This window comes from Halarchaeum sp. P4 (genome assembly GCF_051195175.1).
Classification (GTDB): Archaea; Halobacteriota; Halobacteria; order Halobacteriales; family Halobacteriaceae; genus Halarchaeum.
The window spans coordinates 1239841-1252939 of the sequence record NZ_JBNTKC010000001.1 but is presented as its reverse complement, the minus strand read 5'-3'; the positions used below and the strand labels follow the sequence as shown (position 1 = coordinate 1252939).

Annotated in this window: 16 protein-coding genes and 1 tRNA gene; 13 read left to right on the top strand and 4 right to left on the bottom strand. The window is 66.2% G+C overall.

Annotation, left to right across the window (positions count from 1 at the left end; translation table 11 throughout):
- Positions 1-3: 3 nt before the first annotated feature.
- From ACQUS8_RS06745 to ACQUS8_RS06730, 4 genes are all read left to right on the top strand, one after another.
- Positions 4-429: a NusA-like transcription termination signal-binding factor gene (locus ACQUS8_RS06745; RefSeq protein WP_435098757.1), complete on the top strand. Its 426-nt coding sequence runs from the start codon at positions 4-6 to the stop codon at positions 427-429.
- Positions 430-543: 114 nt separating this feature from the next.
- A complete protein-coding gene (locus ACQUS8_RS06740) occupies positions 544-1413 on the top strand; it encodes a mechanosensitive ion channel family protein (protein ID WP_435098754.1) in 870 nt (289 codons plus the stop codon).
- Between the two features lie 57 nt (positions 1414-1470).
- Positions 1471-1899, top strand: a complete 429-nt coding sequence (locus ACQUS8_RS06735) for a 30S ribosomal protein S12 (protein ID WP_435098751.1) — start codon at positions 1471-1473, stop codon at positions 1897-1899.
- Position 1900: 1 nt separating this feature from the next.
- On the top strand, positions 1901-2515 hold the full coding sequence (locus tag ACQUS8_RS06730) for a 30S ribosomal protein S7 (protein WP_435098749.1): 615 nt from the start codon (positions 1901-1903) through the stop codon (positions 2513-2515).
- A gap of 100 nt (positions 2516-2615) precedes the next feature.
- Here ACQUS8_RS06730 and ACQUS8_RS06725 read toward each other — a convergent pair whose 3' ends face one another.
- The gene (locus ACQUS8_RS06725) at positions 2616-3386 is read right to left on the bottom strand and encodes a DUF5781 family protein (RefSeq protein ID WP_435098746.1); all 771 of its coding nucleotides are present in this window, start codon (positions 3384-3386) and stop codon (positions 2616-2618) included.
- A gap of 170 nt (positions 3387-3556) precedes the next feature.
- Between ACQUS8_RS06725 and ACQUS8_RS06720 the strand changes: the two genes are divergently transcribed.
- From ACQUS8_RS06720 to ACQUS8_RS06690, 7 genes are all read left to right on the top strand, one after another.
- Entirely contained in the window at positions 3557-5743 is a 2187-nt protein-coding gene (locus tag ACQUS8_RS06720; protein ID WP_435098743.1) for an elongation factor EF-2, read from the top strand.
- A gap of 217 nt (positions 5744-5960) precedes the next feature.
- Positions 5961-6521 carry an amino acid-binding protein gene (locus ACQUS8_RS06715; protein WP_435098740.1) on the top strand — a complete coding sequence of 187 codons (561 nt, stop codon included), beginning with the start codon at positions 5961-5963 and terminating at the stop codon, positions 6519-6521.
- Entirely contained in the window at positions 6518-7468 is a 951-nt protein-coding gene (locus ACQUS8_RS06710) for a homoserine dehydrogenase (protein ID WP_435098737.1), read from the top strand. The genes ACQUS8_RS06715 and ACQUS8_RS06710 overlap by 4 nt, the downstream gene beginning before the upstream one ends.
- Positions 7469-7613: 145 nt before the next feature.
- On the top strand, positions 7614-8879 hold the full coding sequence (tuf, locus tag ACQUS8_RS06705) for a translation elongation factor EF-1 subunit alpha (protein ID WP_435098734.1): 1266 nt from the start codon (positions 7614-7616) through the stop codon (positions 8877-8879).
- A gap of 3 nt (positions 8880-8882) precedes the next feature.
- Positions 8883-9191: a 30S ribosomal protein S10 gene (gene rpsJ / locus ACQUS8_RS06700; RefSeq protein ID WP_123074339.1), complete on the top strand. Its 309-nt coding sequence runs from the start codon at positions 8883-8885 to the stop codon at positions 9189-9191.
- Positions 9192-9344: 153 nt separating this feature from the next.
- Positions 9345-9416 (top strand) — tRNA-Ala (locus tag ACQUS8_RS06695).
- A 133-nt stretch (positions 9417-9549) separates the two neighbouring features.
- The gene (locus tag ACQUS8_RS06690) at positions 9550-9780 is read left to right on the top strand and encodes a DUF7385 family protein (protein WP_435098731.1); all 231 of its coding nucleotides are present in this window, start codon (positions 9550-9552) and stop codon (positions 9778-9780) included.
- Positions 9781-9838: 58 nt separating this feature from the next.
- On the opposite strand, the gene ACQUS8_RS06685 is transcribed toward ACQUS8_RS06690, so the two are convergent.
- Together ACQUS8_RS06685 and ACQUS8_RS06680 are read right to left on the bottom strand one after the other, a co-directional pair.
- A complete protein-coding gene (locus ACQUS8_RS06685; RefSeq protein WP_435098728.1) occupies positions 9839-10009 on the bottom strand; it encodes a hypothetical protein in 171 nt (56 codons plus the stop codon).
- Between the two features lie 174 nt (positions 10010-10183).
- On the bottom strand, positions 10184-11479 hold the full coding sequence (locus tag ACQUS8_RS06680) for an RNB domain-containing ribonuclease (RefSeq protein ID WP_435098725.1): 1296 nt from the start codon (positions 11477-11479) through the stop codon (positions 10184-10186).
- Positions 11480-11579: 100 nt separating this feature from the next.
- Here ACQUS8_RS06680 and ACQUS8_RS06675 point away from each other — a divergent pair, with 100 nt between their 5' ends.
- The gene (locus ACQUS8_RS06675) at positions 11580-12059 is read left to right on the top strand and encodes an RNA-binding protein (RefSeq protein ID WP_435098722.1); all 480 of its coding nucleotides are present in this window, start codon (positions 11580-11582) and stop codon (positions 12057-12059) included.
- A 119-nt stretch (positions 12060-12178) separates the two neighbouring features.
- Positions 12179-12370 carry a hypothetical protein gene (locus ACQUS8_RS06670; protein ID WP_435098719.1) on the top strand — a complete coding sequence of 64 codons (192 nt, stop codon included), beginning with the start codon at positions 12179-12181 and terminating at the stop codon, positions 12368-12370.
- Here ACQUS8_RS06670 and ACQUS8_RS06665 read toward each other — a convergent pair whose 3' ends face one another.
- On the bottom strand, positions 12371-13054 hold the full coding sequence (locus ACQUS8_RS06665; RefSeq protein WP_435098716.1) for a DUF1028 domain-containing protein: 684 nt from the start codon (positions 13052-13054) through the stop codon (positions 12371-12373).
- Positions 13055-13099 lie beyond the last annotated feature (45 nt).

The following is a 13099-nucleotide window of genomic DNA, read 5'->3' as shown; positions in this document are numbered from 1 at the left end:
CTCGTGACCGTCACCCTCTCCGACGAGGCGCGCCAGTACATCGCCGCCTTTGAGGACGCGACGGACGCGACCGCCGTCGACTGTGTCGTCGACGACGACCACGACCGGGTCGTCTTCGTCGTGAAGGCCGGTGAGATGCCCCAGGCCATCGGCCGTGGGGGCGAACGCGTCCAGCATCTCGAGGAGCAGCTCGGCCGAGACGTCGAGCTCGTCGAGGACGCGCCGTCCGCGGAGGGGTTCGTCGCGCACGCGCTCAGCCCCGCCGCCGTCTACAACGTCACGATCAGCGAGAACGACGACACGGTGGCGTACGCCGAGGTGGCCCATGAGGACCGCGGCGTCGCCATCGGCGAGGACGGCAAGAACATCGAGATGGCGAAGCGGCTCGCGAAACGCCACTTCGACGTCGACGACATCCAGCTGACGTAGCGCCCGTCCGGGCGCTCGTAGCGCGTGGTTGATTCCCACGCCGTGGACGCACTTTCTTACGTAGCTCTCCCGGGTAGCGACGCGTATGCAGAGCCGACACGAGGTGAGCAAGTAGTGTGGGGTGTTTCGGACGTCATCACGTCCTCGCAGGGCGCGCTCGTCCGTATCGGGGCGTTCGTCGTCGCGGCCGCCGCCGTCGGTGTCGTCGGGCGCTATCTCGCCGTGCCCGCGGTGGCGCACGCGGTGCGCGTGCGAAACACCGACAACCCCGCGCTCGTGCGTGCAGTCCGCTCGTACGCGCGTGTGGTGGTCGTGGCTGTCGCTTTCCTCGCCGGCCTCGTCGCGGCCGGGTTCGGCGCGGTGTTGACGAAATCCGCAGTGGTGGCGGCAGCCGCGTCCGTCGTCATCGGCGTCGCGGGCCGCGAGACGCTCGGGAACGTCGTCGCCGGCGCGTTCCTCGTCGCCGACCCGGACTTCGGCGTCGGCGACCACATCGCGTGGAACAACCGCGAAGGGTCGGTCGAGGCGGTCGACTTCCGCGTGACGCGCGTACGCACGACGGCAGACGAGGTCGTCACGGTGCCGAACTCGACGCTCGCGACCGCCGAGATACGCAACCCCTACTCGCGCGGGCGGTATCGGCTCACCGAGGAGGTCGAAGTCCGGCCGCGCGACGTCGAGCGCGCGAGCGAGATTCTCCGCGAGACGGCGGCCGCTGACGACCGCGTCCTCGACGACCCAGCGCCGTCCGTCTCGGCGTCCGGGTTCGGCGAGTCGCGGGTCGCGCTCTCCGTCCTGCTCTGGGTTGGTGACCCCGACCACGGCGCAGTCTGGGAAGTGAAGGACAGTTTCCACCGGCGGGTGGCCGAGCGGTTCGCCGAGAGCGACATCACGCTGAACCCGCCGAAGGGACGGACCGTGACGCTCCGGACCGGCGACGCCCACCCGATTGTCGACGCCCTCACTCGCGAGCGTGCGCCGTAGAGACACGCCCGTCGCCAAAAGACCGGGCTTAAGTAGTTGCACGGGGAATTCGTGCGTATGCCGAACGGTAAGTACGCCGCGCGCAAACTCAAGAAGGACCGCCAGACGCATCGGTGGTCCGACTCTGACTACGCGCGCCGGGAGCGGGGTCTATCGGAGAAGTCCGACCCCCTCGAGGGCGCGCCGCAGGGTCGAGGTATCGTTCTGGAGAAGGTCGGGATCGAGGCCAAGCAGCCCAACTCCGCCATCCGGAAGTGTGTCCGCGTTCAGCTCATCAAGAACGGGAAGCAGGTCACCGCGTTCTGCCCCGGTGACGGCGCCATCTCGTTCATCGACGAGCACGACGAGGTCACTATCGCCGGTATCGGTGGCGCGAAGGGTCGTGCCATGGGTGACCTTTCCGGCGTGAACTACAAGGTCGAGAAGGTCAACGGTGTCTCGATGATCGAACTCGTCCGCGGGAACGCGGAGAAGCCTGTCCGATAACATGTCCACGGAAGAAGAAGCCCCTGAGCCCGAGCAGCCTGCGGGTGGCGAGGAGTCCTCGGAAGCCGACCTCTTCGGCGTCTGGGACGTCTCCGAGATCAGTTACGCCGACCCGTCCACGAAGCGCTACATCACCGTGACGCCCATCGCGCACACGATGGGTCGCCACGCGTCGAAGCAGTTCAAGAAGAGCCAGGTCTCCATCGTCGAGCGCCTGACCAACCGCCTGATGAAGACCGGCCGCAACGCCGGAAAGAAGCAGCAGGCGCTCAAGATCGTCCGCGAGGCCTTCGAGCTCGTCCACGAGCGCACCGAGGAGAACCCGGTGCAGGTCCTCGTCACGGCCGTCGAGAACGCCGCGCCGCGTGAGGAGACCGTCCGCCTGAAGTACGGTGGCATCTCCGTCCCGAAGGCCGTCGACGTCGCGCCGCAGCGCCGCGTCGACCAGGCACTCAAGTTCATCGCGGACGGCGCGCACGCCGACTCGTTCAAGACGTCGACGTCCGCCGCCGAAGCGCTCGCGAACCAGCTCGTCCGCGCCGCCGACTACGACGTGCAGGTTTACGCCATCTCCCAGAAGGAGGAGAAGGAGCGCGTCGCTGCGGCCGCCCGCTAACTGCTTTCCAACTTTCTCTGTCGCTCTCTCTCACTCTCCAGACGCGTAGCGACGCGTCTCCGTGTCGAGATACTGGTCGGCTCGATGCCGACGATGGCAGTCAGTCGGCCGCCGGCCCCGTCGTGGTCTCGTGGGCGTCGACGAACGCGCGCACGAGGTCGACGAGCGCGTGCCGGTACGCGGACTCGTCGGGGTCGCGCGCGAGCGTCCGGAACTGCTCCTTGAACCACTCCACGTCGACGCCGGGCGCGTCGGCGTTCGCGAGGTCCGCGAACTCGTAGATACGGTGGTCCTCCTCGACGGCGTCGTGGCGTTCGAGGAGCGCGAGCGCGAACGCGGCGTTCACCGCGGTCATTTCGGGGTCCGCGGCGGCGGTGAGGCGATAGCCGCCGGTCGGCCCGACGTCGGCGGCCGAGCGCTCCGCGACGGCCGCGGCGAGTTGTGACTCGAGGAAGGTGAGGAGTTTGTCGGCCGGAGCGACGTCGAGCGTGATGTCGTCGGCGTAGATGTCCTTCGCGTGGTTCGCGACCTGTTCGCACTGCTGGAGGACGCGGCGCTCGACGCGCCGGCCGGGGAGCGCGAGGAACAGCACCTCGGAGAGCCCCATGGTGTGTGAGACGTGCGCGTCCTCGTAGCGGCGCATGTGGGCGTACTCGTGGAGGGCGAGTTCGCGCGCCATCACGGAGGTGGCGGCGCGCCGCGAGATGTTGAGGACGTGCCGGTCCTCGTAGTGGCCGGCCCACGTCCGCTCGTCGGGGTTCTCGCGGACGTGCACTTCGACCGGCTTCTCGAGGTCGTGCTCGATTTCGAAGAGGTCCCGCGCGCCGAGGAACGGCCCCGGCGGGACGGAGCCCATGACCTGTACATCCATGTGTGTCGTTACCACGGGATGGACGCGGTTGACTCTTGCGCCCACGGCGAGGGTCGTCTCTAGTGGTCTCGGGAGCCGGACGGAGTCGTCCGTACCGTGTGTCGCCGTGTCGCGCCCACGCGAGCCGAAACACTACCCTTTTCAACCCGCTGGCGGTACACACGTGCATAATGGGCCGACGCAAGAAGATCGTCGAACAGTGTGAGCGGCTGATGGACCAGCCGGAGCATATCCGGAACATTGCCATCGCCGCCCACGTCGACCACGGCAAGACGACCCTCACCGACAACCTCCTCGCCGGTGCGGGGATGATCTCCGACGAGACCGCGGGCGAGCAGCTCGCGATGGACACGGAGGAAGACGAGCAGGAGCGCGGCATCACGATTGACGCCGCGAACGTCTCCATGACCCACGAGTACGAGGGTCAGGACCACCTCGTCAACCTCATCGACACGCCGGGCCACGTCGACTTCGGTGGCGACGTGACGCGCGCGATGCGCGCCGTCGACGGCGCGCTCGTCGTCGTCGACGCCGTCGAGGGCGCGATGCCCCAGACGGAGACCGTCGTCCGGCAGGCGCTCCGCGAGGGCGTCAAGCCGACGCTGTTCATCAACAAGGTCGACCGCCTCATCTCCGAGCTCCAGGAGGGGCCCGAGGAGATGCAGCAGCGCCTCCTCGACGTCATCGGCGACGTCAACGAGCTCATCCGCGGGATGACCGAGGAGCGCGACGATATCGACGACTGGACCGTCTCCGTCGAGGACGGGACCGTCGCCTTCGGGTCCGCGCTCTACAAGTGGGGCGTCTCCATGCCGTCGATGCAGCGCACCGGCATCGACTTCGGCGACATCATCGACCTCGAGCGCAACGACAAGCGCCAGGAGCTCCACGAGCGTACCCCGCTCTCGGACGTCGTGCTCGACATGGTCGCCGAGCACTTCCCGAACCCCATCGAGGCCCAGCCCCGCCGTATCCCGACCATCTGGCGTGGTGACTCCGACTCCGACATCGCGGCGCAGATGCGGGACGTCGACCCCGACGGCGAGGTTGTCCTGATGGTCACCGACATCGGTGTCGACCCGCACGCCGGCGAAATCGCCGCGGGCCGCGTCTTCTCCGGCACCATCGAGAAGGGTCAGGACCTACACATCTCCGGCACTGCCGGAACCAACCGCATCCAGTCCGTCGGGATCTACATGGGTGGCGAGCGCGAGGAGGTCGAGCGCGTCCCCGCCGGCAACATCGCCGCCGTCACCGGTTTGAAGGACGCCATCGCCGGTTCCACCGTCTCCAGCACGGAGATGACGCCGTTCGAGTCCATCGAACACATCAGTGAGCCGGTCATCACGAAGTCCGTCGAGGCGAAGAACATGGACGACCTGCCGAAGCTCATCGAGACGCTCCAGCAGGTCGCGAAGGAAGACCCGACCATCCGCATCGAGATTAACGAGGACACCGGCGAACACCTCATCAGTGGGCAGGGTGAACTTCACCTCGAGGTCATCACCCAGCGCATCGAGCGCAATCAGGGTATTCCGGTCATCACCGGTGAGCCGATCGTCGTCTACCGCGAGGCACCGACGCAGGAGTCCCGCGAGGTCGAGGGTCGCTCGCCCAACCGGCATAACCGCTTCTACATCACGGTCGAGCCGCTCAGCGAGGAGATCGTCGAGCAGATCAAGCTCGGCGAGGTCTCGATGGATATGCCCGAGCAGGAGCGCCGTGAGGTCCTGCAGGAGGCCGGCATGGACAAGGAGACCTCTCAGGAAGTCGAGGAGATCCACAACACGAACATCTTCATCGACGACACGAAGGGTATCCAGCACCTCAACGAGACGATGGAACTCGTCATCGAGGGCCTTGAGGAGGCGCTCGACGACGGTCCGCTCGCCGCCGAGCCCGTGCAGGGCGCGCTCATCCGCCTGCACGACGCCCGCCTCCACGAGGACGCCATCCACCGCGGTCCCGCGCAGGTCATCCCCGCGGTTCGGCAGGCAGTCCACAACGCGCTCATCGACGCGCACATCAAGCTCCTCGAGCCGATTCAGGACGTCCGTATCGACGTCCCGACCGAGCACATGGGCGCCGCGTCCGGCGAGATTCAGGGACGCCGTGGCCGCGTCGACGACATGTACCAGGAGGGTGACCTCATGGTCGTCGAGGGCATCGCGCCCGTCGACGAGATGATCGGATTCTCGAGCGACATCCGCTCCGCGACCGAGGGTCGGGCCTCCTGGAACACGGAGAACGCCGGCTTCCGCGTCATGTCCGACAACATGCAGGGCGAGAAGATTCAGGAGATCCGCGAGCGCAAGGGCATGAAGACCGAACTGCCCGAAGCGATCGACTACTTCTAACTCTCACTCGCTTCCCCTTTCGTTTTCACGCGACGCGAGCGACGCGTCCGTCGGCCCGCTTTCACCCGTCTCAGTCCATCCCGAAGGATTATAACGCCATCAGGCCGTTCTGATGCGATATGTACGCGGACACGCCCGCTGGCGACAGGAGCGACACGCAACCATCGACTCGTGTCGCTCTCACAACTGCCGCCGGGAGCGTCCGGGGGGATCACCGGTGAGCGAGACTGAGAACGACGCGCCCGCGACGGACGGCGGCGAGGAGGGCCGGCAGGCGCACACGATACGCCTCGAACTCGTCGACGAACCCGGCGAGCTGCTGAACGCCCTCCAGCCCATCGCGGAGAACGGCGGGAACCTCCTCAGCGTCTTCCACGAGCGGGGGTCGCTGACGCCGCGCGGCCACATCCCCGTCGAAGTCGACCTCGAGTGTACGCCCCACCAGTTCGAGGTCATCGTTGACGCACTCCGTGACGCCGGTGTGAACGTCATTCAGGCCGGCGCCGAAGCCTACGGCGAGGAGGTGACGGTCCTGCTCGTCGGCCATCTCGTCGAGACCGACCTCTCCGATACGCTCTCGCGCATCGAGGAGTGCGCGTCGGCGTCCGTCGTCGATTTCTCGCTGACGGACGAGGAGGGGACGGACAACATCTCCAGTGCGCGGATGCGCCTCGCGGCTACCGAGGGGTCGGTCGGCGACGCGCTCGCGTGCGTCCGCGACGTGGCCGCTGACAAGGAGTTACAGGTCGTCGAGCCGCTCGTGGGGGGTGAAGCATGAAACTCGCCGTCGTCGGCGCGGGCGCGGTCGGACGGAGCGTCGTCGAACTCGCGGGCGAGTACGGCCACGATGTGACGGCGTTCGCGGACTCAACGGGTGCAGTTGTGGACGCAGACGGCATCGACGTCGGGGCCGCGCTCGAACACAAGGAGCGCGTCGGGTCGGTCGGCGAGGACGACCCCTCGGCGGCGCTCGGTGCGGAGTACGACTGTCTCGTGGAGGCGACGCCGACGACGCTCGGCGACGCTCACCCGGGCTTCGAGCACGTCGAACTCGCGCTCGAGTCGGACCGCCACGTCGTCCTCGCGAACAAGGGGCCAGTCGCGGAGCGCTACGACGACGTGATGGCGCTCGCGGAAGCGAGCGAGGGCGAGGTCCGATTCGAGGCGACCGTCGGTGGTGCCATCCCGGTCATCGCGACCATCGAGGGGATGGACCCGTCGCACGTCACTGCGGCGCGCGGCGTGCTGAACGGAACGGCGAATTTCGTACTCTCCCGGATGGCCGCCGAGGGTCTCGGGTACGAACACGTCCTCGCGGAGGCCCAGGACCTCGGCGTCGCGGAGGCCGACCCGTCCTTCGACGTCGAGGGGACGGACGCGGCGCTGAAGTGTGCCATCCTCGCGAACGTCCTCCACGACGGCGGCTACTCGCTCGAGGACGTGACGGTGCAGGGAATCACGGACATTCCGACGAGTGCACTCGATCTCGCTGCCGAGGACGGGCGGACGGTCCGGCTCATCGGCGAAGTCACGGAGGACGGCGACGTCCGTGTCGGCCCACGCCTCGTCACGTCGAACGACACGCTCGCAGTGTCGGGGACGCAGAACATCGTCCAACTGGAGACGACGCACGCGGGGCGGCTGAACATCAGCGGCCGGGGTGCGGGCGGTCCGGAGACGGCGAGCGCGGTGCTCGCCGACGTGGGTCGACTCCCCGAGCTCTGATCGGTCGAGCTACTTTTTGCCACGGTACGAAGTGCCAGTATTCGGCCGCGTGAAGGCTCGACAGGGGCGAGGAGCTATCGAAACCGTTTTACACGTAACTGGCGAATACGTTCCACAGAGCGCGCGTTCAGCGCGAAACCTGACCATGAGCGACAAACCGCACCAGAACCTGGCCGTCATCGGCCACGTCGACCACGGGAAGAGTACGATGGTCGGGCGGCTCCTCTTCGAGACTGGGAGTGTGCCCGAGCACGTCATCGAGCAGCACCGCGAGGAAGCCGAAGAGAAGGGCAAGGGCGGCTTCGAGTTCGCCTACGTCATGGACAACCTCGCCGAAGAGCGTGAGCGTGGTGTCACCATTGACATCGCCCATCAGGAGTTCGACACCGACGAGTACTACTTCACTATCGTCGACTGTCCGGGCCACCGCGACTTCGTCAAGAACATGATTACGGGCGCGTCCCAGGCTGACAACGCCGTCCTCGTCGTCGCCGCCGACGACGGTGTCGCGCCCCAGACTCAGGAGCACGTCTTCCTCGCCCGCACGCTGGGCATCGACGAGCTCATCGTCGCCGTCAACAAGATGGACGTCGTCGACTACAAGGAGTCCACGTACAAGCAGGTCGTCTCCGACGTGCAGGACCTCCTCAAGCAGGTCCAGTTCAACACGGAGGACGCCTCCTTCATCCCGACGTCCGCCTTCGAGGGCGACAACGTCTCCGAGCCGTCCGAGAACACGCCGTGGTACGACGGCGAGACCCTCCTCGAGGCTCTCAACTCTCTGCCGGAGCCGCAGCCGCCGACGGACGCGCCGCTGCGCCTCCCGATTCAGGACGTCTACACCATCTCCGGCATCGGTACCGTCCCCGTCGGACGTATCGAGACCGGGACGATGAACACGGGCGACAACGTCAGCTTCCAGCCGTCTGACGTCGGTGGCGAGGTCAAGACCATCGAGATGCACCACGAGGAAGTCCCGAGCGCCGAGCCCGGTGACAACGTTGGGTTCAACGTCCGTGGCATCGGCAAGGACGACATCCGTCGCGGTGACGTCTGTGGTCCCGCTGACGACCCGCCGAGCGTCGCCGAGACGTTCACGGCCCAGGTCGTCGTGATGCAGCACCCGTCCGTGATCACGGCGGGTTACACGCCGGTCTTCCACGCCCACACGGCGCAGGTCGCGTGTACGATCGAGTCCATCGACAAGAAGATGGACCCGTCCTCCGGCGAAGTCGCCGAGGAGAACCCGGACTTCATCCAGTCCGGCGACGCTGCCGTCGTCACCGTCCGCCCGCAGAAGCCTCTCAGCATCGAGCCGTCCTCCGAGATTCCGGAGCTCGGCTCCTTCGCGGTCCGCGACATGGGTCAGACCATCGCGGCCGGCAAGGTCCTCGAAGTCAACGAGGCCTAACGAATGCAGCAGGCACGAGTTCGGCTCGCGGGCGTCAGTCCGTCGGACCTTGATGACATCTGTGATGACGTCCGCGAGATTGCGGACAAGACGGGTGTCAGCCTGAGTGGGCCGGTCCCGCTGCCCACCAAGACCCTCGAGGTCCCCGCGCGCAAGTCCCCCGACGGTGAGGGGACAGCGACGTGGGAGCACTGGGAGATGCGCGTCCACAAGCGTCTCATCGACATCGACGCCGACGAACGCGCGCTCCGCCAGCTCATGCGCATCCAGGTCCCGAACGACGTCAGCATCGAGATCGTCCTCGAAGACTGAGTCCGCTCCCCGAGTGGACCACGCCGGCGCGTTGAACGCGCCTACCGATTCTCCCGTTTTTCACGCCACGTAGCGCCGCGTTTCGCCGTCGCACACCATTGCCGAAACACAAGGTACAAATAACGACCGTCGATTACGAATAGATGCGTTCGAGGGCTCGTAGATCAGTGGTAGATCGCTTCCTTCGCAAGGAAGAGGCCCTGGGTTCAAATCCCAGCGAGTCCATCCCGTTTCTACTCGGATTCTCAGGATTGACACCGTTTGGTGTCGACGCCTGAGTTCTCGGAATGTCTGCACGTCGTCGTCCGACGTCCGACCACCCTACAACGTTTTGGCGGTGTAGTCCAAGGGTCAACGTATGGACGACGACGCGTACAACGAACTCGTCTCCTCGCTGACGCCGTACGAGGAGGCCGGCGGCGTGAAGACGTACACGAACACGGTCAGTCTGGCGTGTCCGGCGTGCGAGCAGCCGTTCGACGACCTCGTGATCTGTCGCGACGAGTTCAACAGTCTCGAACTCTCGAAGGTGCTCGACCTCTGCGTGACGACGCACGACGACGACGTGCTGCTGTTCACACACCAGTAGCGCCGTCACTCGGCGCGGACGTTTCTCGAAAAGAGGGGTCGCGGAGCCGTCGGTTCGGTCAGGCGACGACCTCGGCCGTTTCGGAGCAGTAGAGATAGACCCCGTCGTCCTCTCGGTCGCGTACGAGGAGGCCGTTGGTCAGCTTCTCACTCACGGCGGGGGCGTCCTCTTCGGGGGGGTCTTCGGGTGCCTGCTCCCAGTCTGCGGGAAGGTCGTCGGTCCACTTCATGTGTGTCGTGTTGGTGGCTCGTCGGCCACCGTCACGTTAGTGTTTGTCACGCAGCGGTATAACGTTCTCGCCGACGGCGAATTGCGACGACCTGAAAAAGTGGACGACGAATCGTGTCAGTACTGACTCTCCTCGATAGACACGGGACAGGTCCCATGTGCCGACGAGGGCTCGTTAATACTCGATTTCGTCGAGGTCGTCGTCAGCTTCGATGCCACGGTTCTTCACGGCGTCGGCGTCGAGTCCGACCTCTTCGAGGAAGTCCGAGTATTCGCGCTCGGCGTTCTCGCCGGCCTTCTGCCGGTCGCTGGCGTGATCGCAGAGTTCGATGAGGTTCTCGGGGACGTCGTTCTGGTAGACGATCCAGTGGTTGACAAGGTCGCTCATCCGGCGGATGGGGCTGGTGAAGTGCCCATAAATCTCGAAGTTGAGCGCGTGGTGGCCGCCGAAGGGGTCGTTCATGTACTTCGCGCGCGGCATCACCTTCATCACTGCCCACTGAATCTTCCCGAGTTGGCGACCCGGTGCCTCCTCGAGCGTGGCGTTGACGGCCTTCCGCGGGTCGTCCCACGAGTCGCCGGGGATGGAGACGCCGTCGAGTTCCTGAATCTCGCGGAGTGCGTCGTCCCACTCGTCCGGCGACGGCTGGGGGTGGACGCGATAGACGGCCTCGACGCCGCGGTCCCACATGAGCTCGTGCGTGACGGCCTTGTTGGCCTTCAGCATGCACTCCTCAATGATGGTGTGTGCGCGGTCACGCCGCGGATTGAGGACGAGCGAGCCCTCCTCCTTGCGCTGCTCGTGCATCCGGTCGGCGACGTCGAAGACGAGATTGCACTCTTCGTGGAGGGGCGCGTCCTCGTCGTCGAGGCGCTCCTCGGCCTGCTTGTAGGTGAGACGCTCGTCGGAGTTGATGACGGACTTGTAGATGTCGATGGTCTCGTAGCCCAGGGTCTCCTTGTCGAGGTGCATCTCGACGGTGTGTGCGAGGCGGTCCTCGTTCGGGACGAGCGAGCAGACCGTCTCGGCGAGCATCGGCGGGAGCATGTGGATGGTGTAGCCGGGGAGGTAGACGGTGTTCCCGCGCTTGATGGCTTCCTCCCACATCTCGGACTCGGGGTGGACGTAGTGGCTGACGTCGGCGATATGGACCCAGAGGACGTACTCGTCCTCGCGCTCCTCGATGCTGATGGCGTCGTCGAAGTCCTGAGCGTCCGCGGGGTCGGTCGTCCACGTGGTGAGGTCCCGGAGGTCCTTGCGGTCGTCGATTTCGGCCTCGATTTCGGCCTGAACGTCCTCGACGCGCTCCTCCGCCTCGGCCATGACTTCGGGCGGGAACTCGTCGCGGATCTCGAACTTCTCGAAGAGGTCCTCGCGCTTGTTCTCGAGTTGGCGCGCGAGGTCGGCGGGGATGCGGACCGGCCCCTGGGGCTCGGTGTCGGCGTCCGCCGAAGTAGCGTCGTTCGACATGGACGTTCGTAGGACGGTCCGGCAGTTAGGCGTGTCGCCGTCGTCCTCGCCGGCGTCGCCGAGCGGGCGATTTAAGCGGTGAACGCACGGCAATGCCACTATGGAAGTCTCGTCCCGCCACCATCTCCGAAGCGACGACGTCGACGAACTGAACGACAACCTCGATGACATCCTCGGGGTGACGATGGACGCGGACAGCTACGAACTGGTCGAGTTCAAGGACGAGGACCGCGATGTCGTCCTCGTGGACGGCGAGCCGCTCGCGGCGTACTTCGACGACGAGCCGTTCCTCACGGTTCGGGGCGCGAACGAGTACCCGCCGGAGCGCGGCGTCGTCACCGTCGATGCGGGCGCGGTGTCGTTCGTGAGCGACGGCGCGGACGTGATGCGCCCCGGCATCACGACGGCCGACGACTCCATCGACGCGGGCGACCTCGTGGTCGTCGTCGAGGAGAACCACGGGAAGGCGCTCGCCATCGGGCGCGCGCTCGTCGACGGCGAGGAGATGACGGGCGACTCGGGGAAGGTCGTCGAGTCGCTCCACCACGTCGGCGACGAACTCTTCGAGTTCAACGTCTGAGAACCGCCGGCCCCGTCGTGTTCGGGGCTGAACGACCGGCTTTCGGTTCGGTATCCTCTCTCGCTAACTTGTAACGCTGGAAAGCTATTTGTGGCGGCCGCGTGTCTTAGCAATTGCACATGTCGCTTCAACTACCCGCACTCGACGCGCACGTCGAGTTCTGCCCCGTGTGCGAGCGTGACACCGACCACCGGGTCACCATCAGCCTCGCTGCGGCACAACGTGTCAACCCCGGATCACGTGAGCCGCATCGCGTTTCCGAGTGTCGGGAATGCGGCATGGAGTCCTCGACCCGCGTCAGCCAGCTCTGATCACTCCTCGCGCTCGTAGCGCTCGGCGGCCTTCGCGAACTCCGTCGTCGCCATCCGGTAGGTCTCGCGGAGTTCCCGGACGGGGGACTCCGAGGCGTCGACGCGCAGGTCGTTGCCGTAGTCCGGTGCGTTCTCCTCGTCCTCGGTCGTCGCGACTTTCAGGGCCGCCGACTGGACCGTGAGCGTCTCACGCTTGTCGCCGCCCTCCGCTTGGCCGGCCGCGAGCGCGTCGATGAGGCGCTCGGCGAGCGGCCTCGTGCGATCGCTCTGCTCGTAGGTCTCCGCGACGGCCTCGACGACGCTCGCACCCGTCAGGAGGTTGCCCGCCACGGTGTAGTTCTCGCCCGTGACCTCGCCGTACCAGCCGTGACACTCCGACCCCGAGAAGGCGAACGTCCCGTTCCGGTCGACGCCGTGCAGTTGGCGCTCGGGCTTCCCGTCGTCCGCGTTCAGGAGTGACTCTAACGCGTCTTCGACGGCGAGCCCGTCGTCCACGTACTCGATGCCTTTCCGTCCGAGTTCGACGTTCACCATCGACTGCGTCGCGACCGCGCCGTTCTCGGAGACGAACGGGCAGAGCGTGCCCACGCCAGGGAGTCGCGTCGTCACCGCCACGCCGAAGCGGTCCTGCGTCGCGCCGTCCTCGTTCTCGTACGTCTCGTGGACACAGATGCTGAACGTCATGGTTCCTCGGACGGCCGCGAGCACCCTAAACATCCGGAAGCCGCC